This window comes from Kordiimonas sediminis, from assembly GCF_014656395.1.
Classification (GTDB): domain Bacteria; phylum Pseudomonadota; class Alphaproteobacteria; order Sphingomonadales; family Kordiimonadaceae; genus Kordiimonas_A; species Kordiimonas_A sediminis.
This window is the reverse complement of the sequence record NZ_BNCI01000001.1, coordinates 1,393,848-1,417,793: the sequence shown is the minus strand read 5'-3', so window position 1 is coordinate 1,417,793 and position 23,946 is coordinate 1,393,848. Positions and strand designations below refer to the sequence as shown.

Genomic DNA, 23,946 nt, shown 5'->3' with positions numbered 1-23,946 from the left:
ATAGCACCGCCGTCCCGGGGCTATATGGTTGCCTTCAACACCACGGCTGCTACCTCTTCAATATCATCATCTGATAGAAAATTATGGAACGGCAAGCCGGTCATATGTTGCATAAGCCTGTCTGCCACCAACGGCAGCCCCTTTTCGCCATCACCAAGTTGCAGACAGGATGCAAAGGCTTGCTGGCTGTGCAGGGGTGGTAAATACCAGTGACGGGTTTGAATGCTTTTGGTTATGCAGGCATCCACAACCTTTTGAATAGGTACCTTCGTCTCAATTAGCAAATTTGCAGGAATCGCAACTGTGCCACCGCTGTAGCCACCGCTGTAGCCAGCGCTACCGATGATGTGTACCTTATCCGATGCCCCTGCGAAAACATCACAGTATTTCTGCCATAAATGAGCACGGCGTGCCTCCAGCTCCTCCCTACGTGCCAGCTGAACCAACCCCACAGCCGCATAATATTCACCCATTTTGGCGTTAGAGCCTGGCGTGACAATTTCATAATGCTCAAACCCGAAATTGGATAACAAACGGGCTTTTTCAATAACCGCTGGCTCACCACAGGCAACCAAACCACCCTCGCCAATGCCAAAAGGTTTCGTAGCATGAAGGCTGTAAACAACCGGTATTGTTCTGCCCGGTTTTTGCACGGGAAACGCCGCTGCTGCATCAACCAGCACAGGTACGCCAGTTGCAACCTGAAAGTCTTCCCACGCATCAATATCAACCGGAATACCGTAGGGTGCCACCGGCACGACCGCAGCAATATCTTCCCCCCCTGACTTAGCCAGGCATGCTTTCGCGATCTCAGGTGTAAGTTGGTAGGAATCTGGATCAATGTCTGACAAAACAGGCTCATAGCCTGAACGGATAACGGCAAGGGCTGTCGCCGGGAACGTTAATGACGGTACAAGCACCTTGGCGCCGCGTTCAAGGCCTTTGGCGACCAGCACCACTTCCATCGCGGCGGTCGCCGACGAAAAGCTGGATACGAAACAAGTCTGGCCATCCGTTGTCAGCAGTTTTTTGCAAGCCTCTTCAAACCGGCCATTGATCGGACCAAAGTTTGCATACCAACGATTGTCGCTCATTTCATAGAGATACGGGATAACTGCCTCAGGCGACGGCAAATCAGGGACGAGGCACTTGATACGCCATTCCCCGGTCGGATGCTTCTGAATCATACTGTCCCGTCTTCCTGCTTATTCCTGCAAACTGTTTCATTCGTCTTAAACCAGCTCCCTGCACCGTTCAAGCAGATAGATTTTCATTCACCTGCCCCCCTCAGCCGCCATAGACACCAAGTTGTAAACTTATTATCATCTATTCTAGGGGCATGGGGTCGTTTATTGTCCGCCCTTTATAAAGTTTGGGAGGGGAAAAATGAGAAAAACCACTATCCGTTCATCTATTCTGAAGGTTGCAGTAGCGCTATGCTTCATGACCACAGCAGCTTCTGTATCTGCGACAGAAAACACAGACAAACCGGTTCGTCCCGCTGTTTCAGAAAAGCCCTACGCCATGATGCAACAATTGGCACCGCTTCTTGGCTCCTGGTCAATGGTGACCTCCTTCTCTCAGGACGGTGGCAAAACCTGGCAACAGTCCCCCCCGGTAGAGGTGGAAGTGAAACTCAGTCACAAAGGCATGTTACTTTCCGAAGAACCAAAAGTGCCGTCCGAAACCGAATTCAACATGCGGTCTTTCATCTCCTACGATCAGTATCGTAACGTCTATAGAAATGCTTCCGTTGATGATGTGTGGGGCATTATGGATCTGTATGAGGGCACTATTGAGGACGGTAAATTGGTCATGACGAACTTAAAGTCGGGAACCTTCTTTCCAATCAGCGAAACAGCCTGGCGTGCCTTTCGCCTGACATTTGACCTGACAGCCGGAAAAAGACAGCTTCATATTGAGGCAAGTGATGATGGTGGCAAAACATGGGCCCCGTCATTTGAAGTCACCTACACAGCCATCAACACTCCGTAACAAACGGCTACACATAGGGCATTGCACCATAGTTTCCGTACGAATTGTCCAGAATCACAGAATGTTCAACATACGTGAACTGGACAATCCTGCACCCGATAACAATATTGGGATGACAGACTTCAGGAAAATAGGAACACGCTATGACCAATGCCCCAACGAACCAAGCATATGAACCACCAAAAATCTGGAAATGGAATCAGGAAAGTGGCGGCCGCTGGGCCAGTATAAATCGTCCCATTGCCGGCCCAACCCACGACAAGGAGCTTCCCGTCGGCAAGCATCCATTCCAGTTATATTCGCTGGCTACTCCAAATGGGCAAAAAGTCACCATCCTGTTCGAAGAATTGTTAGCGCTTGGTAAAACAGATGCAGAATATGATGCCTGGTTTATCGACATAGGCGAAGGCGACCAGTTTTCCTCAGGCTTTGTGGACATTAATCCAAATTCAAAAATTCCTGCGCTTCTGGACAGATCAACAGACAGTCCAACCCGCGTGTTCGAGTCCGGTTCAATACTAATGTATCTGGCGGAAAAATTTGGCCACTTCATCCCACAGGATCCAGCCAAACGAGCGGAATGCTTTAACTGGCTGTTCTGGCAGATGGGCTCTGCCCCCTATTTGGGAGGCGGCTTTGGACATTTCTATAGCTATGCGCCTGTGAAAATTGAATATTGTATCGACCGCTTTGCAATGGAAGTGAAACGGCAACTGGATGTCCTGGATCGCCATTTGGCGGAAAATACCTATATGGCAGGCGATGATTATTCCATCGCGGATATTGCAATCTGGCCGTGGTATGGTGAGCTTGTCCGGGGTGGCCTTTATAATGCGGCAGAGTTTCTGGATGTATCCTCATACAAAAATGTGACCCGCTGGGCCAATGCAATTGCAGAACGTCCCGCGGTGCAGCGCGGAAGCCGGGTTAACAAAACCTGGGGTGATGAAGCAAAGCAACTGCGCGAAAGGCACGACGCAGCAGACCTTGGCGCTACCTAAATCCCGCAGCCTGCATATAAGGGTACCATCTACGGCTGTGCCTGCCTAAGACTGTGTCAGTGCTGCGCGCAAGTCATTGACGCAGTCTTCTGCCTGCCGGTAGATACTATCCCACTTATGAAACTCAAGAACCCGAACATCCCTGATCTCCGGCTTCAGATATATGTTCGGTTGCTGGTGTTTCATTTTCTCGCGGACAATCGATTCCTGCATAATCTGATAGGTATTGAAAATCGCTTCAAACACACCCGGCGCGATATCTTCCCCTACGGGGCTTTTCTCCCCCAACACATTCACTGCAATAGTGAAGCTACATTTTTCCAGATGATCCAGAGGCACCGGATTAACCGCACCACCGTCGACAAGTACCCGACCATCCAATATGACAGGAGAGAAGATGCCAGACAGAGCAATACTCGCACTGATGGCAGTTAAAATATCCCCTTCCCTGAACACAACTTCACTGCGGCGCCAAAAGTCAGAAGCCACGATAGTAAGAGGAATTTGAAGGTCTTCAAAGCGTTCAACAGGTATTCTTTCACGCAGAAAATCGAGCAGACCATCAACGTTCAACAGACCTGGCCCCGAAGCATTCGGCATGATCAGATCATACCACTTTACCCCTACCCTGCGTTCAAACATCTCGCGCCAGATATCTTTTTCCATTCTAAGAATTTCATCCAGAATTTTTCGGATTTCTCCTGCTTTCATGCCTGCCGCGTAAAAAGCACCGATAATGGCGCCAATACTGGTACCGGCGATCTGATGCACGGGTATAGACAGATCATCCAATACCTCCAGGATCGGGATATGAGCCAACCCTTTGGCGCCACCGCCCCCAAGCGCAATGCCCAGACGATCTGTTTCCCGACTGAAAACTTTCTGCATACAACCACCAATCCGGTTCAGAGTTACATTCGTATCGACACTAGCCATCTACTGCAAACGATCAAGAGCCGTATGAACAGAATATTCACAAAAGGTTGTCCTTTATTTGGCTTTTATAAATTTTTAAACATTATCTGCGATTCTGTTTCCAGAAAACCGACTTAGCGGAGAGAGCTTATGAAAGCATTTGTCTGGGGTTGCGTTGCAATCCTTGCACTATTGGTCGGGCACGCCTATCCATCACAGGATCAGCTGTGGCTGGTTAAATTTCCCAATAACCATAATACCCCCGACAAGATAGGTTCTGTCTTCTTGCATGACGCCCAACTCGTCGACGTCTTATCAGATACAACATACATTATACGGCCTGGCCCCCGCAGTTCTGTGGCCGATTATTACAAAGCAGGAGCCCTTTTGGTTGTGAACCAGGTTTCGGCTGCAGGGTGCGCAGGACGCGAGAGACAAAAGGCAGCATTCAGGAGTGATAAATATGGACAATCTTAGCCTTATCCGCCAGACATTCGCTAAAACAATGGTCTACATACTGGCGGCGCACGTACCACTTGTCATACTTGCGGGTTGGTTTACAGGCAACCTTGACTGGGTCGCCGTGGTATTTGCCGTAATATTCGCCGGTGTTCCAATCGTCATTCTGAAATTACAAGGTGCCTCTTCTTTTCAGAGACAATTGTCAGGCGTCTCGCTTGTGTTGTTTGCAGCCCTGCTTGTCTATTTATTCAGTGGTCACCCGTGGCAAATTGATGTCCACATGTATTTTTTCGCGGTCCTTGCTGTTTTGACTGCCTACAGTGATTTCCGGGTTATTGTGGTGGCTGCCGCGGTTGTTGCTGTTCATCATATCGTTCTCAATTTCGCATTTCCGACATGGGTATTCCCCGAAGGGGCCGATTTCGGCAGAGTTCTCCTGCATGCTCTGGTCGTCGTTCTTGAAGTACCAACACTTATCTGGCTATGCATCAAAATCAGTTCCATCCTTGAAGAAGTAGTGGAAGCCCAATTACAAATAAAAGAAGAAGCAGAAAAAGCCCACAAGGCGAAAGAAGAAGCCTTGCAACTTAAGGCCAATGCGGAGCAGGCGTTAAGCGCGCTAGAAGAAAAAGAAGCAGAGAACACGCGCATGGCCGAAGATCGCCGCCTGGAAAGGGAAGAAGCAGAAAAGGTAGCCAGAGAAAACAGACTGCAGATTGCTGCCGACTTCGAGGAATCGGTTGGGGCCTTACTCATGCAAGCCTCTCGTAATATTGAAGAAGTATCCCATAACTCTACCCTGCTTATTCAGTCTACACAGGACGCAGATGAAAAACTGCAGTCTGTAAGCATCGCCAATGATACCATGTCGATGAATGTTGCAACTGTTGCAAGCAGCATCGAAGAAATGTCCGCTACCGCAGGCGAAATTGCCCTGCAGGTTAACAAGACTACTGAGGTATCTGAACAAGCCGCCACCGTTTCCAAAGGTGGCGAAGAAACATTACGCGAACTGATGGATCAATCTTCTAAAATTCGCTCCGTAGTACAGATGATCAATGACATTGCTGAGCAGACAAATCTGCTGGCACTGAACGCAACAATCGAAGCGGCACGCGCTGGCGAGGCCGGTAAAGGCTTTGCGGTTGTGGCGTCCGAGGTTAAAAACCTTGCCAATCAGTCTGCGAAAGCAACGGAAGAAATCGAAGTCCTGATCAATGCTATGACTAAGGCAGCTGATGACACATCAAATGTTATTACCCAGATCGTCGAAATTATCAATCAGGTCCGCAATAATGCAATCAGCATTTCCGCCGCAGTAGAAGAACAGTCTGCATCAACTTCCGAGACATCCCGTGCTGCACAGACGACCTCAACAGAAGCAGAAACGGTTAAACACCGCGCTTCCGAACTGCAGGATGTCATGTCTACCGTCCAGTCCAACACAGGCAAGACTGCAGAAATCCTGAAAACCATTATGGAACAGCACAGAGAACTTGAGGCTACAGCCAATGAATTTGCCAACCACATCAGGGCAACTCATTAACTGCACAGTCTCCTAGGAATAAAAACACTGAAAAACGGGCGCCCAGGCGCTCGTTTTTTTTATGAAAGCATCAAAGATATTCTGGTCTGAGCCACGGCTTCTTATCGCCCATGAACTACCGTGGAATAATTTTACTTGCATAATGTTACCTACTTAATCATAGTCTGCTCCATCATGGATGCGACCGGGAGGAAACTATGGCTACCAAGCTTGTCAAAGAATTTAAAACAACTATCGCGGAGAACAATCACCCCTATCTGAACGGTGCCTGGACCCCCATGCACAGGGAATATGATGCAACTGATATGGAAGTGATAGGCACCATCCCGGACGATATAGACGGCGTCTATATCCGCAACACGGAAAACCCGGTGTTTAAACCGCTTGGCCGGTATCACCCATTTGAAGGGGACGGCATGCTGCATATGATGCACTTCAAAGAGGGCCGTGCCGAATACCGGAATAGATTCATCCGAACCAACGGCTTTGAAGAAGAGCAGGAAGCGGGAGAAGCGTTATGGGCTGGCTGGACGGCCTACCCGGTTCAGTCCAAGCGCCCCGGCGAATGCGTACAGGATGGACTGAAAAATGCATCTTCAACGGATGTGATCGTACATGCCGGGAAAATTCTTTCAACTTTCTGGCAGTGTGGGGATGGTTATCGCCTGGATCCTTTCACGCTTGAACAATACGGCGTTGAGGACTGGGCACCTGAAGACGGTATATCCGCGCACCCAAAACTGGATGAAACCACGGGGGAGCTGTTGTTTTTCAACTATTCCAAAAAGGCCCCCTATATGCATTACGGCGTGGTCGGTGCCGATAACAAACTGAAACATTATATTCCTGTTGAACTACCCGGTCCGCGCCTGCCCCATGATATGGCTTTCTCTGAGAATTACGCCATACTGAACGACTTTCCGACCTTCTGGATTCCAGAAGCCCTGGAACAGGGTCTGCATATCCCGACATACCGACCTGAGATGAAATCCCGGTTTGCTGTTGTGCCGCGGATGGGCCAACCAGAGGACATCAAATGGTTTGAAGCTGATGCCACATACGTTCTGCACTGGCTGAATGCTTATGAAGAAGGGGATGAGCTTATACTAGATGGATATTTTCAAGGCACGCCCTTCCCGGAACCAAAACCGGAATTCCCCGCCAAGTATGGCTTGATGATGTCCTTTCTGGATTTACATTCGCTGGAAGCCCGCTTGCACCGCTGGCGGTTTAATCTGAAAACCGGTGAAACCCGGGAAGAGGATCTGGATGATGAAGTGCTGGAATTCGGCATGTTTAATCAGCAGTATGCCGGTAAAAAATACCGTTATGCATACAGCGCCAAACCAAAACCCGGTTGGTTCCTGTTTGAGGGACTGGTGAAACATGATCTGGAAACAGGCGAGAAACAGCATCTGATGTTTGGAGATAACAGATACGGAAGCGAAGCACCTTTTGTCCCCCGTATCAATGCGCAGGCAGAGGATGATGGATATCTGGTCAGTTTCATCACTGACATGAACACAAACACATCCGAATGTATTCTGGTAGACGCACAGAAAATTGCTGATGGACCGGTTTGCCGGATCATGCTGCCAGAACGTATCCCAAGCGGCACACATGCCACCTGGGCCGCCGGTGCCGATATCCGAAAGGCACAGGGGCTGTAGATTCTTTGCTGTAAAATCCGTTCCGGTATAAGCTGCATACCTGATAGCCATTGGTGCGATGTCCCAGCCGGGCATTGCACCGCGCTTCACACCCCTATATAGATGATATATTCAGCCTGATATTACGCTTATTCCAAAGCGCATCAGGGCTGATACGGGTGGGCAGATATCTGGGCGGCATGATTACAAAAGACACCATTAAATCAGGGGCAATGTGGCAGGCAGTAGACGCCTTGTGCGATACATCAACCCTGCTTTTGCTTGAATGCCTGTGGCTTCAGGAAACCCGTTTTGTTGCATTCCAGGCTAAAACCGGCCTGAATAAAATGCTGATCAGCAGCCGTATTAAACAAATGACAGAAATCGGCCTCTTGGAGCGGCGACAATATACAAACAGCCCACCACGATATGAATATATACTAAGCCCAATGGGCCTTGATACCTTCCCCATTGCCATGGCCATGCTCGCATGGGAAATGAAATGGGGCCACCCGCCCCCAAGTCTGACGGTATCAATTCTACATAAAACATGTGGCCAGACACTAAGCCCAATCCTCCAGTGCGGCAGCTGCAATCTTCCTGCAGAATATGACACTGTGGTCGCATCACGGGGGCCTTCCTTTACAATGGGGCAGGACGACTATACCAAGCGCCGAAGACAGGGCGGGCTGAAGCGCAGCAACGACCATACACCCCATCTTTTTGAAGATATCTCGATCCTTCTGGGGGACCGCTGGCTGACCCTTCTTATCAGGGCAGCCCTTCTGGGACACGACCGGTTTGATGACTTTCTCAGGTCCACTAAAATGGCGACCAATATTTTATCCGACCGGCTTGCGCTTGCGGTACAGCACGGCTTGTTTGATCGCTACACCGGGGATGATGGTCATGCCCACCCCAGATATATCCTGACAGAAAAGGCAACAGACATGTTCCCGATTGTAGCCTTTATGCTGGATTGGGGCGAACGCTGGTTCGCAAATGACGCGGGGCCACATGTTATGCTGACCCACACATCTTGCGGCAAGCCGTTACTTGCTGAAACTTGCTGTAAAGCGTGCGGAGAGAAGCTGATGCTTGAAACCGTCAAGTTGCAAGCAGGATAGCCTCCTGAAGGAAACTATCCTGCTGACATGTGTTTTATTATCAAACGCTGTTTAAACAGCTACCCCTTGGCTTTCCGCCCATGGATCAGAGCGAATAATGCAGGCAGCATAATCAGTGTCAAAACGGTTGCGCTGGCCATACCGCCTACCATTGGCGCTGCGATCGGGCGCATGACCTCTGACCCGGTACCACTGCCAAGCATGATGGGCAAAAGGCCTGCGAAAATCGTAACAACCGTCATCGCAATAGGCCGAAGGCGCATCAATGCGCCGCTCATTATCGCATCACGCACATCCGACTTTGTGAACGCTTGTCCCTTTTCAGCCAATGCCGAATTCAGGAACAGGATCATCACGACGGCAATTTCCACGGCCACCCCGGCAAGCGCAATAAAACCAACCGCAACCGCAATGGAGATATTATAGTCCAGAGCATAAAGAAGCCATACACCCCCGCTAAGAGCCAGTGGCAAACTGATAAGTATAAGCGCAACATCGCGCAGCTGCCGAAAGGCCAGAAACAGAATGATCACAATCAAGGCCAGTGTAACCGGCACAATGACCTGCAGTTTTTCACCTGCCCGTTCCATATATTCGAACTGGCCGGACCAGGTCAGGGAATATCCAGGCGGCAAATCAAGTTCCGCGGCCACAACACTGCGTGCTTGTTCCACATAGCTACCCAGATCAACACCGTCGGCCCCGCTGTGAATATCCACATACACCCATGCACTTAATCTGGCATTCTCGCTTCTGATCATCCCTGGCCCGGTTGTCAGTGTCACGTCTGCCAAATCACCTAACAGAACCTGTGCACCGGACGGGGTGACAAGAGGAATACGCCGCAACATATCGGGATTACTGCGACTATCACGCGGCAAACGGACATTAATCGGGTAACGCTCCCGCCCCTCGACGGTCAAACCGATATTCATTCCACCCACTGCATAGCGGATCATATCGTTGACATCATCCACCTGCAGACCATAACGCGCGATCACATCCCGTTTGACGCTGATATCAATATAGCGCCCACCGACGACCCGTTCTGAATATACTGACGCCGTTCCCGGAACATCCTTCAGAATCGTTTCAAGTTCCAGACCGATATCAGCAAGCGCATCCAGACTTGGGCCCGCAAGCTTGATCCCGATCGGGGTCTTGATACCCGTAGCCAACATATCAATACGGCCCTTGATCGGCATAACCCACGCATTGGTCAACCCCGGCACCTGCACAGCCTTGTCCAGCTCTGCCTTGATTTTCTCAAGCGTCATGCCGTCACGCCATTCTTCCTGTGGCTTCAACCGGATTGTGGTTTCAATCATGGTCAAAGGTGCTGGGTCGGTGGCCGTTTGTGCCCGCCCTGCCTTGCCGTAAGCAGACAAAACCTCTGGCACTGTCATGATCATACGGTCTGTCTGCTGCAGGATTTGCGACACTTTACCAACAGAAATACCAGGGAAGGCAGACGGCATATAAAGAATATCGCCTTCTGCCAGTTCCGGCATAAATTCTGTTCCCAGTTTACTGGCAGGATAAAGAGCCGACAATGCAATCACGGTTGATACAATAATTGCCATTTTGGGGAATTTCAGTGTAACCGCCAGCAGAGGCCGGTACACTGCAATCAGCAGGCGACTAACCGGGTTTGACTGTTCTGACCGAATACGGCCCCGGATCAGATACCCCATCAAAACTGGCACAAGCGTAATAGACAGGATTGCAGCCGCCGCCATTGCATAGGTTTTCGTGTATGCAAGGGGTTTGAACAGTCTGCCTTCCTGCGCCTCCAGTGCGAACACCGGCAGAAAACTGACCGTGATAATCAAAAGAGAGAAAAAGAGCGCAGGCCCCACCTCTTTTGTCGACTCTGCAACCAGCTCCCACCGGTTTTCCGCGGTAACTTCTGTTTTCTCCATTTTCTTATGCAGCGCTTCGATCATCACAATGGCTGCATCCACCATCGCGCCAATGGCAATCGCGATACCACCCAGCGACATGATATTCGCATTCAGTCCCTGCAGATTTAGCATGACAAACGCCGCCAGAATGCCCAGCGGCAATGTGGCAACAATCACAAGGGAAGATCGGAAATGAAACAGAAAGAGCATACAAACAATTGAGACGATAACGATCTCTTCGATCAATTTTTCCTGCAACGTTTCCACAGCACGGGTGATCAGGCTGGACCGGTCATATACTTCGACAATTTCCACCCCTTCCGGCAGGCTTGGTTTCAGAGTTTCCAGCCGGTCTTTTACCGCTTCAATGGTTGTCATCGCATTACCACCAAAGCGCATCACAACAACGCCGCCAACGGCTTCGCCTTCGCCGTTCAGATCTGTGACTCCGCGCCGCATTTGCGGTCCGGTTGTCACCGATGCAACATCGCCGATTGTCAGCGCAGTACCCGCTGCATTCACGGCAAGAGGCAGGCTGCGGATATCATCAAGGCTTGCAATGTAACCACGCCCCCGCACCATATATTCAGCTTCGGCCATTTCAAGGACACTGCCGCCGGTTTCACTATTGCCTTGTCGGACAGCAGCTACCACCTTTTTAAAGGTCAAGCCATGTTGCAGCAAACGTTCAGGATCAACAGCAATCTGATACTGTTTCACCATGCCGCCAACAGTCGCTACCTCACTGACACCGTCCAGACTTTGCAGCTCAAACTTCAGAAACCAGTTTTGCAGGCTGGTCAATTCATCCAGTCCAAGATTACCCGTGCGGTCAACCAGTGCATACTGATACACCCAGCCTACCCCAGTCGCGTCCGGTCCAAGTTCTGCCTTGGCGCCGTCCGGCAACCGGTCAGAAATCTGCGACAGAATTTCCAAAACCCGGGAGCGTGCCCAGTAAATGTCCGTACCGTCCTCGAATAGGATATAGACATAACTGTCGCCGAAGAAACTGTACCCACGCACCGTTGTCGCCCGCGGCACCGACAACATCGCAGTTGTCAGTGGATAGGTTACCTGGTCTTCAATAACCTGAGGGGCCTGCCCCGCATAACTGGTCCGGACAATCACCTGCACATCAGACAGATCCGGGATTGCATCCAGCGGTGTTTGTCGAACGGAATATATCCCCGTAAATAAAAGAACGAGTGCCATCATAAGAACCAGACCGCGCTGGTTGATGGACCCGCGAATGATGCATGCAATCATGACATATCCCCCATTGCACTATCCATTACATGAATGACGGTAATGACATATTTGCCGGTTGCATCCTGCCCCACCCCAAAATGCACGGATGCAGGGAAGGTCATATCTTCAAGGGGAACACCTTTTGCAACCTCCATATCCATTGTCATTGGATTCCAGCCAATTTCCGGGATTTCCGGGTGTGTTATGGACACAGTTCTGCTGTCAATATCGGCGGAATGAATGGTACCCATCGCAAAGGCCGCCGTTTCAATCTCCTGCTCATCCTTGCCGCCAGTGGACGTTTCTGCCATACGGAGCGCCGCCCCGGTAAAGCTGCTTTCACTGTCCAGCATAAACTGGCCGCTTATGACAACCTCCTCACCCTCTGCAAGCCCGGATGCAATGGCAGTGTTTGTTCCGTCTGAAGCACCGGTGGTTACTTCCGCGGCCTCAAACTTACCGTCTCCATGAGAGATAATCACCCGGTCACTATCGCCCAGACGGATGATCGCGGTGTCCGGCACTACAAGCGCATGCTGACCGGCGGGGGTAAACTCAAGTGTGGTAAAAGCACCAGCTTTCAGGTGCCCGTCCGAATTCTGCGCTGTCACCCGGACACGGGTTGTTTGCAAAGTCTTTTCGACGTCAGAATAGATATAATCGATTGTCGCTGTCTCGCCCGAGGCAAGTGTCACCGTATCCCCAACGGACAGTTCAGCCCCCTGTCCTGCAAACACGTCAGCCACAATCCACATGGTTTCAGTATCGGTAATTTCAAACGCGACCGTAGCGGCAGCAAACCGGCTTCCTTCACGGACACCCAGCGCCGTTACGATCCCGCCCTGCGGTGCATAGACCGTAATAGGAGTATGCGGATCACCTGCATCGAGCACTGCCTGCAACGACCGGTCACTAAGCCCCAGCGCACGTAAGCGCACACGGGCCGCCGATTTAAAAGCTTCCGACCCAGTTTTCATGATATGCATATAGTCTGCGATAGCATTCGCAATCCCCGGTGCATAATAGCTGAAAAGCGGCGCGCCTTTTTCCACCTGATCCCCTGCAAATCGGACATAAAGTTTTTCAACCCAGCCTTCTTCGCGCACCTGGACTTGAGACACCTGACGCTCGTCATACGCTACTTGTCCTGTTACGCGTAGTTTGGGTGCGAAATGTTGCTGTACAACAGGGGTGGTTTTCACACCAAGGCTCGCCACCACATTTGGAGAAACGGTAAATCCGGCATCTGCCGCATCAGGCCCTTCCCCCTTATACACGGGGATAAGGTCCATCCCCATTGGTGACTTGCCAGGCTTATCACGCCGGTAGTTAGGGTCCATCGGGGCAACCCAATAATCGATTTCCGGCTCCCCATCATTTGAAGATTTCCCGGCAGGAGCTGCGCCGTGATCGGCAGCCCCTGATAAATACGTACCGGTCATCATGGTACCCGCAATACCTATACCAAGGCCCAAAAAGAGACCGACACCAACAAGTTTTACTGTAGAAACGGTCATGCGCCTGCTCCTTCCAAATAGAGTAATTCTGCCTGTGCGGCAGCACGTTCAAATTTAATCTTCTCAAGGGCGAGATGGGCGTCCAGTTCGCTGATATGACGGCCAATAATCTCGCTAAAGTCTGCAGATCCAGCCGCGTAGGACCTTTCTGTTGCCTCAGAGGCAGCACGGGCGCGATCAAGGACAACTTTCTGATACAGCTCTATACGCTTGGCAGATCTTGTCCAGACTTCGAAACTGGCGCGCATATCCCGCAGCATATCCATGACCACAGACTGTTTCGCCAGCATGGATGACTGGCGCGCCTGCTTGCTTGCCGACAATATTTTATCCTGTCTTTTCTCGGTAAAAAGCGGCACGTCAACACTGATCATCGCGGACGCCATATCGGAACGTCCCCCGGCACGTACCCCATACCCCAGATCAAGACCAACGTTTGGCTTGTAGGCCTCCTCAGCCAGCGCAATGCCTTTCTCGGCGGCTTCAACCAGTGCTTCTTCTCTCTGCACACGGGGGTGCTGTTCAATAAATTCCGGCAGAACCTCTGACGGCTTGGGCATAGATAAGTCCACACCACCGCTTATTGGACGTGCTGCATTCTCCTGACCAACATAGCGGCCAAGCATCGCTCGGAAGCGGAATATTTTCTGATCTGTATCTTCGATTTTATCAGCCAGGAGCGCCAGTTCAGCTTCGCCTTGAAACAAGAATCTGGCCGCGCTATCGCCTTGAGCAAAATCGTTGGTGATCGCATCCTGCAAGGACTGCATTTGCTGCTGCTTGGCTACAATGATACTGCGAACATTCTCCAGCATATGAATATTAAGCCAAAGCGTCCGAACTTCGAGCATAATAGCCAGTTCACGCGCCCGTGCCATATGCCTGTATGCATCCCCCTGCGCATGGCCTTTCAGGCGCGCCAGAGATCTTTTTTTACCTGTCAGGAAGGTTTGGTGCACACCAAACTGCAACTGGGTCATGGGTTCCTGATTAAAATCAAAACTGTCTGCCGCAATATTGGCAACACCGAACTTGACCTTGGGATCAGGCAGCTGACCAGCGGAGACGGCAAGCGCATCTTCGCTTGCAGCCCGTGCAGAATATGTCTGCACACTGGCGTCTTGCCGCTGCAGGGCAATGGACACCGTTTGGTCAAGAGTTAGCGGCACATCAGAGGACCATGCAACCACACTGAATATGGATAAGGAGACAAGTCCCCTCGTAAGAAGATTTAAAATATACATTATCGTTTCCTGAAAATAGGGAAAATCGGACACAGCCTTACCGGCTGTGCGGTCATAGACTTAGGAAACGATTATCGGGGGGTGGATCACACTTGGAGAAAATTGATCAGTAGCTACCTGACCGCCGAGACGTTGCAGTCTGCGCAAAACCAAAGACCTGTCATGAAGTGGCGTGTATAGTGGCAATGCCGCAAAAGCCGTGATGCAAACACAGGTACAGTCGGCAGTACCGCAGCAATCCATATCGTCGTCGGCAAGGACTTCTTGCTGCATTTCCGCACAGTGATCCGATACAGCATTATCGACCTGCATCTGCATTTCAGCAACAGCTTCTGGCATCACCATAAAACTTTCAGAGGCAGTAGATACGGGCGAGACAAGGCATGCACTGACGACCAGCCACAGAAGTATCCTGCGCAGTGTTGTTTGTGCTGTTTGTCTAAACCATGCCATACAGCTTTATCTGTCCTTTAACTGATGCAGGGTCAAGTCATAATTATGTGATCACAGACCCTTAGGCTTAATCCCCCACCCTTTCAAGGCCACACGTCAGGTCATCATCGCCACTGTCCTTGCTGCCGTTAGAGGTCAAAACCTGTCGGAATTTCAATGGTGGCAAGTCGGACATATCTACCTGCTGCAAAATTTTCAAAATGTCAGGATTAATATTTTTCGGCGCAGCCAGATAATCAGGCTTTTGTTCTATCGTTTTATAAAGATGGAACAGGCGGGCATCAAGATTGAGAAGTATCAGATTGTTACACAGTGACTCTTTAAATCTGAGTATAAAGTCCACACGTTTACGCAGAAGAAGTTGTTCAGTCAGCGCTGGTTGTTCCGAAGAAATTCGCAAGATGGTATAGGGCGGGAATCCCATCTCTTCGAGCACAGTGCAATGGACACTGTCTCGATGGCAGGCCGCTGATCGTTTTCCTTCTCTGATCTCCCTCCAGACATCAGGATTTTTATCGGGAGATTCCAAGCCATAGAGATGCAAGGGGTTCGAATCCAATATAGGAACAAGCCAGTGATAATCATCTTCCCGCTGCGAGGTACGCACTATTTGAAAAACCAGGGCATGATCATTTTCACTGATTTTGCGCAGCACCCGTGCCCACGGCACAAAATTTACTTCATACCGCAATCCACTACGGCGCATAAAAACAGCCAGACGATCAAAAGATGCAACCGTTACGTCATCTTTCACTTCTTCTAAAAAGGGCTTGGAAGCATCGCTAGTATAAATCTGGATTACCGGAAATCTTGATGCATCTGTTAAAGGTGTTAGTGCTGGTGAGGTCGTTAATTCTGCGGAAGCTTGCGTTAGCGCAGAGCTTGGGGAAAAGCTGACAACTAACATCAGGGAAAATATACAAACAAAACGTTTCAACACGATACTGAATAACTTTCCTTGGTTACAAGTTTTCCCGTTCCCCAGAAACAGGCAAACCCTACTCAAGACCCCCAGCCAATACCTATCGTGCTCCTACGCCTAAAAACTCTAACAGATTTAGGTATAATTTAAACAAGTTAATTTTTTGCTTCTAACTTCCATCCCATACCCTGTTAGAAAAACGGATTGCACAGCCGTCATTACCAAGAACTCCTGCTGATTTTTTCGCTAAGCTGGCCTGCTCTCTATCTGCTTTTGATAGTAAAAGAGGCAAATCTGACTGTCGCGTTTCTTGCAATTTTTGCAAGATATCCTCCGCAATGTGCAAAGGTGCCGCCAGATAATCTGATGCCAGCTTTATCTGTTTGTACGCAACAACATCCAACATACTATGGTCGATTACCTCCAAATTCATGCACACACCGTACTGAAAGCCCAAGATGAAATCGACGCGGCCCCGCACCAATAACTGCTCTAGCGCCGCTGGGGTGGAGGACGACATAACCAAAATTTTATCCGCATCAAACCCCAGTTCCAGCAACAAATCGCACTGTACACTGTCCTTAATGCATGCGGCTGAATATCCAGACAGTGATGGCATACCTGACGTCACCTCTAGTCCTGTGCGACCAAATAAATACAGGGGTTCATCCCCAAAAATTGGCAAAATCCAGTGATATTTATCTTCGCGCTCATCCGTGCGCAGTAACTGAAAGAGAAGTGCCCTGTCGTTTTTCTCAGTCAGTAATACTGCACGCCCCCAGGGCACGAACATGATGTCATATGCAAGCCCTGACCAGTCCATGAAAGTTTGCAGTTTCTCAAAGGCAGCAATTGTGTCAGCGTCTTTGAAATCTTCGAGAAAAACACGGGATATTTCCTCAACATAGACTGTCACCTTACCGCTGGAAGGCTCGACAGCTTCCTCCAAAACAGGGGCAGTTGTCAGGTCAGCCGTATCTTCATGCAACGACAAAGAAAGTGCGCTCAGTATGCCCAGTAGCATTAAAAAACACACAAGCCAGCCTAATTTGTTACCAGATGCCGTCAAATCCCCATCCTTACCACATGCCCCTTAGAAAGCAGCTCAACGAATTTATGAATAGTTTTGATATCACAACTCGCAGGCTACTTTTATAAGCCAGCCTTCCATAACGTACCAGCGTAAAAAGCAGGACGCTTGACCTATGTTTTACGGCTTCAGGTAGGTATCACCGCGCAAACAATCCTCATAGAAGTCCACCAAGCCGACCCCGTCCCTAGCCTTGATCGTACCTCGTTTAACCTCGGCATCAATTTTCTTTTTCACAAACTGGGCCATTGAATCCGGATTATACTGCATGGACTGCAATACCTGCGCAGAACTGGACCCACGGATATATTCCTCGATATAAAAATCTGTCGGGTCGTCTTCATCGCAGAAAACATGGGCTTCGCTTAGGCGCCCAAAGAGATTATGCATGTCGCCCATAACATCCTGATACGCGCCTGTCATAAAGAGGCCGATATAATAGGGTTCGCTGCCCCCCAGAGTATGCAGCGGCAAGGTTGTTGCCTGCCCCCCATCACCGATGAAATTGCTGATTTTCCCGTCGCTGTCACAGGTGATGTCAACCAGCGTACAATCGTTCGTTGGTTCCTCGCCAAGTCGTGCAAGCGGAGCGATGGGTAAGACCTGATCAATCGCCCAGCTATCTGCCGCCGACTGAAACAGTGAGAAATTGCACAGATACTGCGACGACAGTAAATCACCAAGCTCACTGAGCAAATCCGCCGGGCCATCCTCCTGCAGCAGGTTTGAATGCACTTTCTTGAGAATTTTCCAGTATAGCGTTTCTGCATCTGCAACCTGATCCAGTCCAACAACGCCCAACTTAAAGGCCGCCAACACATCTTCCAGAAGTTTGGCAGCATTACCGTATGCCTCGGCGAAATTACTATCCCGGTCCAGGTCCTCGTAAACATCCAGCATGTTCCGCACCAGATAATGCGCATCAGCGGCAATATTGGTTTCTTTCAGACGGGCCTGTGTCGATATCTCGCCTATCACCTCCATGATAACGCAGGAATGGTGCGCCACCATGGCCCGGCCACTTTCACTGACCAGATTAGGGTCTTCGACATGCTCCAGCTCGCACACCTGTTTAACGATACCCACGACAGTAGAGGCATAGTCTTCCAGCGAATAGTTCATTGATGAGGACGCATTTGTTCCGCTACCGTCATAATCAACAGCTAGCCCCCCTCCGATATCCAGGTATTTCAGGGGAACGTCACGTTTGATAAGGCGTGCATAGATGCGCGCAGCTTCTTCAACTGCTTCCTGGATATACCTAAGATCAGACAACTGACTGCCGACATGGAAATGCAAAAGATCAATACAGTCGCCAAACCCTTCGGACCGGATCAGATCAATGGCCTGCAGCATTTCGGATACGCTTAACCCGAACTTGGCCCGTTCTCCGCTGGACGCGCTCCACCTACCACCGGTTTTGACCCGCATTTTAACGCGCATCCCTATCATGGGTTTGCAGTCCATTTCCCGCGCCAGCCGCAACAACGGTTTAATCTCGGAAAATTTCTCAACCACGACGATGACTTTGCGGCCAAACTTCCGGCCAAGCAAGGCTAGCCTTAGAAATTCCTCATCCTTATAGCCATTACAAATGGTCAGCGCCTCTGCGCTCAGGTCACAGGAAAGAACCGCCATCAATTCAGGTTTCGATCCTGCCTCCAACCCGTAGTGATAAGGCTCACCCGCGCTGACAATCTCGTCAACGACTTCGCGCATCTGGTTCACCTTAATCGGGTAAACGCCTCTGTAAGCACCACCGTAATTCTGGTCAGCAATTGCATCCCCAAAGGCGCGGTTCAGTCGCTGCACCCGACTACACAGTACATCCAGAAAACGGATCACGACCGGGAATTGGATATTCTTTTCCCGAAGTTCTTCAACGACTTCCCCTATAGGGATGCGAACAGACTGGTTTTCCCTTTTGGGATAGACTGTCAACAAGCCTGCATCACTGATCCCATAATAGCCATCACCCCACTGCGAGATACGGTACAAGTCATTTGAATCCTTGATTGTCCAGGTGGCCATTATTTGCGTCCCTATTAGCTAAAAGTCTGTGTTTCTTTTACCCTATTTTCAGGAAATGGGTAAAAACTCAAGAAACAAAAAATAATGCGAATAATCTTTGTAAGGTCAAGGATCATCAATGCGCTGCTGAATCCGCTTGTTGCCTGTTGCAACATGGAATAACGTCACAAAAATTATGACTGTTTGAGGAAACTTCACAAATGAGCGATACAACCGACACCCAATATGGTGACCAGGCGTTTAGAAACAAGGAGCCGCATGGCCGCTGGCCTGAGATGACATACGGCGGCGCCCTGAGTTTCCTCCGACGCCGTTACAGCAGGGACCTGAACGGGGTTGATGTCGCGGTAAGCGGTGTCCCTTTTGACAATGCGGTAACCAACAGACCCGGCGCGCGGCTTGGACCACGTGCCATTCGGGCGGCGTCCGTCCAACTGGCCGAATTAAAATCATTTCCCTTTGGGTTTGACCCGTTCGATACCCTGTCGGTTGTCGATTACGGTGACTGTTTTGTTGACCCGCATGAGCCAAGCACAGTTATATCATCCATCACAGATCATATTAGCGGCATTCTAGACAAAGATGTTTTCCCGCTGTCATTTGGCGGTGACCATTTTGTGACCTATCCAATCCTGCGAGCAATCGCAGAAAAACATGGACCCGTATCCCTGCTGCATTTTGATGCACACTGTGACACATGGGATGATGACGGAACGCGATTTGATCATGGCTCCATGTTTCTGCGTGCAAAACGCGAAGGATTGATATCGGTGGAAACATCCTGTCAGGTTGGCATCAGAACAGCGAATGATACCGATCACGGGTTCGAAATCCTGACCGCCCCCTGGGTACACCGAAACGGCCCGGAAGCCTGCATTGATGCTATCCGTGAGCGGGTTGGCAATACGAAAACCTATCTGACATTTGATATTGATTGTCTGGACCCTGCATTTGCACCCGGCACAGGCACACCGGTTCCCGGGGGGCTTTCCTCGGCGCAGGCGCTTACGATTATCAGGGCACTGGGCGACCTTAATCTGGTTGGTGCAGACGTTGTGGAGGTCAGCCCCGCCTATGATGTGTCAGAAGTAACCGCACTGTCCGCAGCCTCAATCGCCCATGACATACTCTGTTTGTTGGCTCTTCGTAAAGGCGCCAAGCCGGTACCGATTGGCAAACTCTAATCAAAGAGGCTTTCTAAACATCAGGCAGGAAAATACTGCGCTGACTCTATAAGGTTAGCGCAGTATTTTCTTTGTAACTTTCGCTTAACCTCCCCGAATGTCTGTACCCTTCGGTTAAGTTTCTGGCACAAAATCTTGGCATTTTTCGATAAAGCGTTCCGGATTTACGACAGGCAGGTTTGGCTGGCTTAACCCCTGCAGATATACTGCCTTTCCTATCATCTGACTATGGGAGGGGCAGAAATTTATGCAAATAACTATTAACGGCACCAATGTCACAGTAAACGAGACGGATGACACACCGCTTCTATGGTTTCTTCGCGATCATCAGGGGCTGAAGGGAACAAAATTTGGATGCGGTATTGGCTCCTGCGGGGCCTGCACCATTCATGTCAACGGGGACGCTGTCCGATCATGCAGTATACCTCTTGATGCCCTCTCTGACGGGGATCAGATCACCACGATTGAAGGACTGGGCGAGGAGACAAACCTCCATCCTGTTCAACAGGCATGGCTTGAACTCGATGTTCCGCAATGTGGATACTGTCAGGCCGGGCAGATCATGGCTGCTGTTGATTTGCTGAAGCAATTTCCAAATCCAACTAACGACATCATTGATGCCCATCACGACAATCTATGTCGGTGCGGCACCTATATCCGGATTAGAAAGGCAATCCACAGGGCCGCAGAATTACTGCAAACAACGGAGGCAACGTCATGACACAGATCACTGTAAATCGTCGGGATGCCTTGCGGATTTTTTGCATTGGCGGCGCATTGGTTGCAGTTGCCCCCGGCGCCCTTGGGAAGGCAAACAACGCCGCAACAATCGCAGAGTTATTTGACGGCAAACTAGGACCTTTTGTCCGCATTGAACCTGACAACCGCATCACCATCATGGCCCCAGTGCCTGACATGGGAACAGGTGTGGAAACTGCCCTGCCCATGATTGTTGCAGAAGAACTGGACGCCGACTGGTCCCTTGTTGATGTAGAACGAATGCCGTCCAAAATCATTGAAGATACCGATGGAGAACTGCGCTTTGAATATGCCCTGCAGGGAACTGGTGGTAGCGCCACCGTACGCACGGCATGGCGCCCCCTGAAACGGTGCGGCCAATTTGCACGCCACGTCATTCTTTTAGCCGCCTCAAAACAGCTTAATGTACCGGTATCCAGCCTTACCACCTATAAAGGACATGTGCGCGTCAACGGCAGAACGAAATCATATCCATACGCAGACTTTATCACCACAGCTGGCATGGAAAGCGCGGATCTGGTTAAACGCACCTGGGTCGAACATGACTATAAGGTTCTGGAACTAGATTTCCCAACCACTATTGCACCGGATAAAAAACGGGAAGATTACTCGATTGTAGGCACGGAAAAACACCAGTCCAGAATATACCAAACGCTGACCGGGACGGATCCTTATGGGATAGACCATGAATTCCCCGGCCAGACCTATGCCAGCATTGAACGCTGCCCCTATTTTTATGGTGGGGTAAAGTCTTTTGACGCGACCAAGGCAAAGACCGTACCCGGTGTCCTTGCCGTTCTCGAAGTGCCTGATCTGAAAAGTGAACAGCGTCCGTTCAAACTAAACTCCCCCGGTGTTGCTGTTATCGCAACCAATTATTGGGCCGCCTTCAAAGCCCGCAGCCTGCTTGAAATTGAATGGGATGAAGGGCCCTGCACCCACGAAAACAACGAATGGCACCGGCAAAACTGTATAGATGCCGCAACAAAGGGAGAGCGCCGCAACATATACACATCCGGAGATGTCGAAGAGGCTTTATCAAAGGCTGCTACCGTCGTTGAGGCACAGTATGAAGCCCCGCACTTTGCCCATATGACCATGGAGCCGATTAACTGTAATGCACTGGTTACCGGTGCTACATGTACGGTCGCAGGCAGTATTCAGTTCCCTGATACCGCAAAGCTTGCAGCCAAACATATTACCGGGCTGGACTATGACGCGATCGACATCATTCCCAGTAGGATCGGGTGTGGATTCGGCAGAAAGGCATCCGCCGACTATGTCGCTGAAGCCGTTTATCTGGCTAAAGAAGTCAAAAAGCCTGTAAAGGTAATATGGTCGCGCGAAGACGACACCCGCCATGATTTTTTCAACCCCCAATCGGTGACAACCTTCCGCGGCGGCATTGCTGCGGATGGGTCCATCACAGCCTGGGAATCTCTTTTCGCGTCCCAGGGTGGCACCCGCATGGACGGTTTCCCCGTTCAGCTTATTCCCAATATGAAGGTAGAACGGGTACGCGGTGACAGCCGGGTTCCTCTAGGCCCCTGGCGGGGTCCTGGCCATAATCTGGCCGGATACTATACAGAAGGGTTTCTTAATGAACTGGCCGAGGCCGCAGGACGTGACCCCCTCGAGATACGGTTAGACTTGCTGGGCGAAGACCGCAGCCTGCCCTTCAATGACTGGTATCCTGAAAAAGGGGATGGCGGCATCAGCACCAAACGTATGAAAGATGTACTGCAGACAGCAGCACAGCACGCAAACTGGAACCACAGCCGTCCCAAAGAAAAAGGGAAAGGTCGCGGCATTGCTTCCTACTTCACGTTTGGTGGTTATGTGGCAATGGTGGTGGATGTCAGTGTTGCGAACGATGGCAGCTTTACCGTAGACCGTGTGACAGCCGGTGTTGACTGCGGCATGGTCATCAATCCTCTAGGCGCCAAAGCACAGATAGAAAGCGGCATAATCGACGGACTATCCACAGTGCTTTACCAGAATGTACAAATTGAACGGGGGCGCGTTCTGACCGGCAATTTTGACGACCAGCGCCTGTTGCGTATTAATGAAGCACCCAAGGAGATTGATATTCACTTCACGGGCACAGACGGGGAACCTTTCGGCACGGGTGAAATCGCGCTTCCCGCCTTTATCCCCGCCCTTCTGGCAGCACTGCATGAAGCAACTGGCGTGCGAATTCGCAAGCTTCCGATCGGCGATCAATTGCAAACGATTTAAATCGGCAACTCTATTCCCCAATAATAAAAGCCAGCCGATACGTCGGCTGGCTTTCCTGCACCGGATGAATATCCCTGCCCCTATCGGCGCGACACCAGCGCCAAAATTAAACGCATAAAAATCCCTATCGCAAAGAACAGTGCGCCAAGCCACCCAAATATCTTCAAGTTACCCTCTGCCCTGCCCTCGGTAGTGAAATAGGGATAGTCCTCAATCAAGGCGGTATTGCCATCATACAGAACCGTTACCGGCTGGCCTGGAACCAGTGTAATCCCATATTCAAGCCAATAGTCCTCCAACAGGATGTTGCCATCTAAATCAATAACATTGACCGACCATGTACAGACACTGGGTTTACCAAGACAACTGTAGGCTATCTTGGTTACATCTCTCACAGCACCCGTAACGGTGACCGTCTGGCCCTGAACATCAGCATCAATATATACTGTCGGAGTATGCGACGAGAGAGCGTAATAAATTGACCCTGAAAGCAAAAGTGTCAGCACACCAACACCTGCAAAAATTCGAAATAATCTTCTGATCACAAGCCACTGCGATGATACGGCTTTTGGATCGCGTATAAATTCTGACATACCTTCCTCCCTGGACACCAGAACATCCTGCGTGGGCACCGGCAAAAAGGCAATGCCTGTAAGGC

General features: G+C 50.3%; 18 protein-coding genes. 8 read left to right on the top strand and 10 right to left on the bottom strand.

What is annotated here, in order from left to right:
- Positions 1-20: 20 nt before the first annotated feature.
- The gene (locus IE181_RS06275; protein ID WP_191250941.1) at positions 21-1,187 is read right to left on the bottom strand and encodes a DegT/DnrJ/EryC1/StrS family aminotransferase; all 1,167 of its coding nucleotides are present in this window, start codon (positions 1,185-1,187) and stop codon (positions 21-23) included.
- A 199-nt stretch (positions 1,188-1,386) separates the two neighbouring features.
- Between IE181_RS06275 and IE181_RS06270 the strand changes: the two genes are divergently transcribed.
- Both IE181_RS06270 and yghU read left to right on the top strand, forming a co-directional pair.
- Positions 1,387-1,995, top strand: coding sequence for a DUF1579 family protein (locus IE181_RS06270; protein WP_191250939.1), 609 nt, complete (start codon positions 1,387-1,389; stop codon positions 1,993-1,995).
- A 143-nt stretch (positions 1,996-2,138) separates the two neighbouring features.
- Complete coding sequence (yghU, locus tag IE181_RS06265; RefSeq protein WP_191250937.1) at positions 2,139-2,996, top strand: glutathione-dependent disulfide-bond oxidoreductase; 858 nt, start codon at positions 2,139-2,141, stop codon at positions 2,994-2,996.
- A gap of 45 nt (positions 2,997-3,041) precedes the next feature.
- On the opposite strand, the gene IE181_RS06260 is transcribed toward yghU, so the two are convergent.
- Positions 3,042-3,884: a patatin-like phospholipase family protein gene (locus tag IE181_RS06260; RefSeq protein WP_191250935.1), complete on the bottom strand. Its 843-nt coding sequence runs from the start codon at positions 3,882-3,884 to the stop codon at positions 3,042-3,044.
- 490 nt (positions 3,885-4,374) lie between these two features.
- On the opposite strand from IE181_RS06260, the gene IE181_RS06255 reads away from it, so the two are divergent.
- The 3 genes from IE181_RS06255 to IE181_RS06245 all read left to right on the top strand — a co-directional run bounded on the left by IE181_RS06255 (position 4,375) and on the right by IE181_RS06245 (position 8,695).
- On the top strand, positions 4,375-5,919 hold the full coding sequence (locus IE181_RS06255) for a methyl-accepting chemotaxis protein (RefSeq protein ID WP_191250933.1): 1,545 nt from the start codon (positions 4,375-4,377) through the stop codon (positions 5,917-5,919).
- Between the two features lie 197 nt (positions 5,920-6,116).
- Entirely contained in the window at positions 6,117-7,589 is a 1,473-nt protein-coding gene (locus tag IE181_RS06250; protein WP_191250931.1) for a carotenoid oxygenase family protein, read from the top strand.
- A gap of 158 nt (positions 7,590-7,747) precedes the next feature.
- Positions 7,748-8,695 carry a winged helix-turn-helix transcriptional regulator gene (locus IE181_RS06245; RefSeq protein ID WP_191250929.1) on the top strand — a complete coding sequence of 316 codons (948 nt, stop codon included), beginning with the start codon at positions 7,748-7,750 and terminating at the stop codon, positions 8,693-8,695.
- A gap of 59 nt (positions 8,696-8,754) precedes the next feature.
- Here IE181_RS06245 and IE181_RS06240 read toward each other — a convergent pair whose 3' ends face one another.
- From IE181_RS06240 to speA, 7 genes are all read right to left on the bottom strand, one after another.
- Positions 8,755-11,868 (bottom strand): efflux RND transporter permease subunit, encoded by a 3,114-nt coding sequence (locus IE181_RS06240; protein WP_191250927.1) that lies wholly within the window; start codon positions 11,866-11,868, stop codon positions 8,755-8,757.
- Positions 11,865-13,367 (bottom strand): efflux RND transporter periplasmic adaptor subunit, encoded by a 1,503-nt coding sequence (locus IE181_RS06235; RefSeq protein ID WP_191250925.1) that lies wholly within the window; start codon positions 13,365-13,367, stop codon positions 11,865-11,867. Before IE181_RS06235 ends, IE181_RS06240 begins: the two co-directional genes overlap by 4 nt.
- Positions 13,364-14,611 carry a TolC family protein gene (locus tag IE181_RS06230; protein WP_191250923.1) on the bottom strand — a complete coding sequence of 416 codons (1,248 nt, stop codon included), beginning with the start codon at positions 14,609-14,611 and terminating at the stop codon, positions 13,364-13,366. The genes IE181_RS06235 and IE181_RS06230 overlap by 4 nt, the downstream gene beginning before the upstream one ends.
- Before the next feature lie 60 nt (positions 14,612-14,671).
- A complete protein-coding gene (locus IE181_RS06225) occupies positions 14,672-15,064 on the bottom strand; it encodes a hypothetical protein (RefSeq protein WP_191250921.1) in 393 nt (130 codons plus the stop codon).
- A gap of 67 nt (positions 15,065-15,131) precedes the next feature.
- Positions 15,132-16,004 (bottom strand): hypothetical protein, encoded by an 873-nt coding sequence (locus IE181_RS06220; RefSeq protein ID WP_191250919.1) that lies wholly within the window; start codon positions 16,002-16,004, stop codon positions 15,132-15,134.
- Between the two features lie 151 nt (positions 16,005-16,155).
- On the bottom strand, positions 16,156-17,055 hold the full coding sequence (locus IE181_RS06215) for a transporter substrate-binding domain-containing protein (RefSeq protein WP_191250917.1): 900 nt from the start codon (positions 17,053-17,055) through the stop codon (positions 16,156-16,158).
- Positions 17,056-17,196: 141 nt separating this feature from the next.
- Positions 17,197-19,107 carry a biosynthetic arginine decarboxylase gene (speA, locus tag IE181_RS06210; RefSeq protein ID WP_191250915.1) on the bottom strand — a complete coding sequence of 637 codons (1,911 nt, stop codon included), beginning with the start codon at positions 19,105-19,107 and terminating at the stop codon, positions 17,197-17,199.
- Between the two features lie 200 nt (positions 19,108-19,307).
- Between speA and speB the strand changes: the two genes are divergently transcribed.
- From speB to IE181_RS06195, 3 genes are all read left to right on the top strand, one after another.
- Entirely contained in the window at positions 19,308-20,291 is a 984-nt protein-coding gene (gene speB, locus IE181_RS06205) for an agmatinase (protein ID WP_191250913.1), read from the top strand.
- A 247-nt stretch (positions 20,292-20,538) separates the two neighbouring features.
- Positions 20,539-21,012, top strand: coding sequence for a (2Fe-2S)-binding protein (locus tag IE181_RS06200; RefSeq protein ID WP_191250911.1), 474 nt, complete (start codon positions 20,539-20,541; stop codon positions 21,010-21,012).
- Complete coding sequence (locus IE181_RS06195; protein ID WP_191250909.1) at positions 21,009-23,288, top strand: xanthine dehydrogenase family protein molybdopterin-binding subunit; 2,280 nt, start codon at positions 21,009-21,011, stop codon at positions 23,286-23,288. The genes IE181_RS06200 and IE181_RS06195 overlap by 4 nt, the downstream gene beginning before the upstream one ends.
- Before the next feature lie 80 nt (positions 23,289-23,368).
- On the opposite strand, the gene IE181_RS06190 is transcribed toward IE181_RS06195, so the two are convergent.
- Positions 23,369-23,881, bottom strand: a complete 513-nt coding sequence (locus IE181_RS06190; RefSeq protein WP_191250906.1) for a hypothetical protein — start codon at positions 23,879-23,881, stop codon at positions 23,369-23,371.
- Between the last annotated feature and the right edge of the window lie 65 nt (positions 23,882-23,946).

What these genes read in the sequence shown, in the direction of transcription:
- IE181_RS06225 (WP_191250921.1), bottom strand. Translation starts at nt 15,064, where the DNA reads ATGGCATGGTTTAGACAAACAGCACAAACAACACTGCGCAGGATACTT.
- IE181_RS06275 (WP_191250941.1), bottom strand. Translation starts at nt 1,187, where the DNA reads ATGATTCAGAAGCATCCGACCGGGGAATGGCGTATCAAGTGCCTCGTC.
- IE181_RS06230 (WP_191250923.1), bottom strand. Translation starts at nt 14,611, where the DNA reads ATGTATATTTTAAATCTTCTTACGAGGGGACTTGTCTCCTTATCCATA.
- IE181_RS06260 (WP_191250935.1), bottom strand. Translation starts at nt 3,884, where the DNA reads ATGCAGAAAGTTTTCAGTCGGGAAACAGATCGTCTGGGCATTGCGCTT.
- speB (WP_191250913.1), top strand. Translation starts at nt 19,308, where the DNA reads ATGAGCGATACAACCGACACCCAATATGGTGACCAGGCGTTTAGAAAC.
- IE181_RS06250 (WP_191250931.1), top strand. Translation starts at nt 6,117, where the DNA reads ATGGCTACCAAGCTTGTCAAAGAATTTAAAACAACTATCGCGGAGAAC.
- IE181_RS06240 (WP_191250927.1), bottom strand. Translation starts at nt 11,868, where the DNA reads ATGATTGCATGCATCATTCGCGGGTCCATCAACCAGCGCGGTCTGGTT.
- IE181_RS06195 (WP_191250909.1), top strand. Translation starts at nt 21,009, where the DNA reads ATGACACAGATCACTGTAAATCGTCGGGATGCCTTGCGGATTTTTTGC.
- yghU (WP_191250937.1), top strand. Translation starts at nt 2,139, where the DNA reads ATGACCAATGCCCCAACGAACCAAGCATATGAACCACCAAAAATCTGG.
- IE181_RS06270 (WP_191250939.1), top strand. Translation starts at nt 1,387, where the DNA reads ATGAGAAAAACCACTATCCGTTCATCTATTCTGAAGGTTGCAGTAGCG.
- IE181_RS06235 (WP_191250925.1), bottom strand. Translation starts at nt 13,367, where the DNA reads ATGACCGTTTCTACAGTAAAACTTGTTGGTGTCGGTCTCTTTTTGGGC.
- IE181_RS06200 (WP_191250911.1), top strand. Translation starts at nt 20,539, where the DNA reads ATGCAAATAACTATTAACGGCACCAATGTCACAGTAAACGAGACGGAT.
- IE181_RS06190 (WP_191250906.1), bottom strand. Translation starts at nt 23,881, where the DNA reads ATGTCAGAATTTATACGCGATCCAAAAGCCGTATCATCGCAGTGGCTT.
- speA (WP_191250915.1), bottom strand. Translation starts at nt 19,107, where the DNA reads ATGGCCACCTGGACAATCAAGGATTCAAATGACTTGTACCGTATCTCG.
- IE181_RS06255 (WP_191250933.1), top strand. Translation starts at nt 4,375, where the DNA reads ATGGACAATCTTAGCCTTATCCGCCAGACATTCGCTAAAACAATGGTC.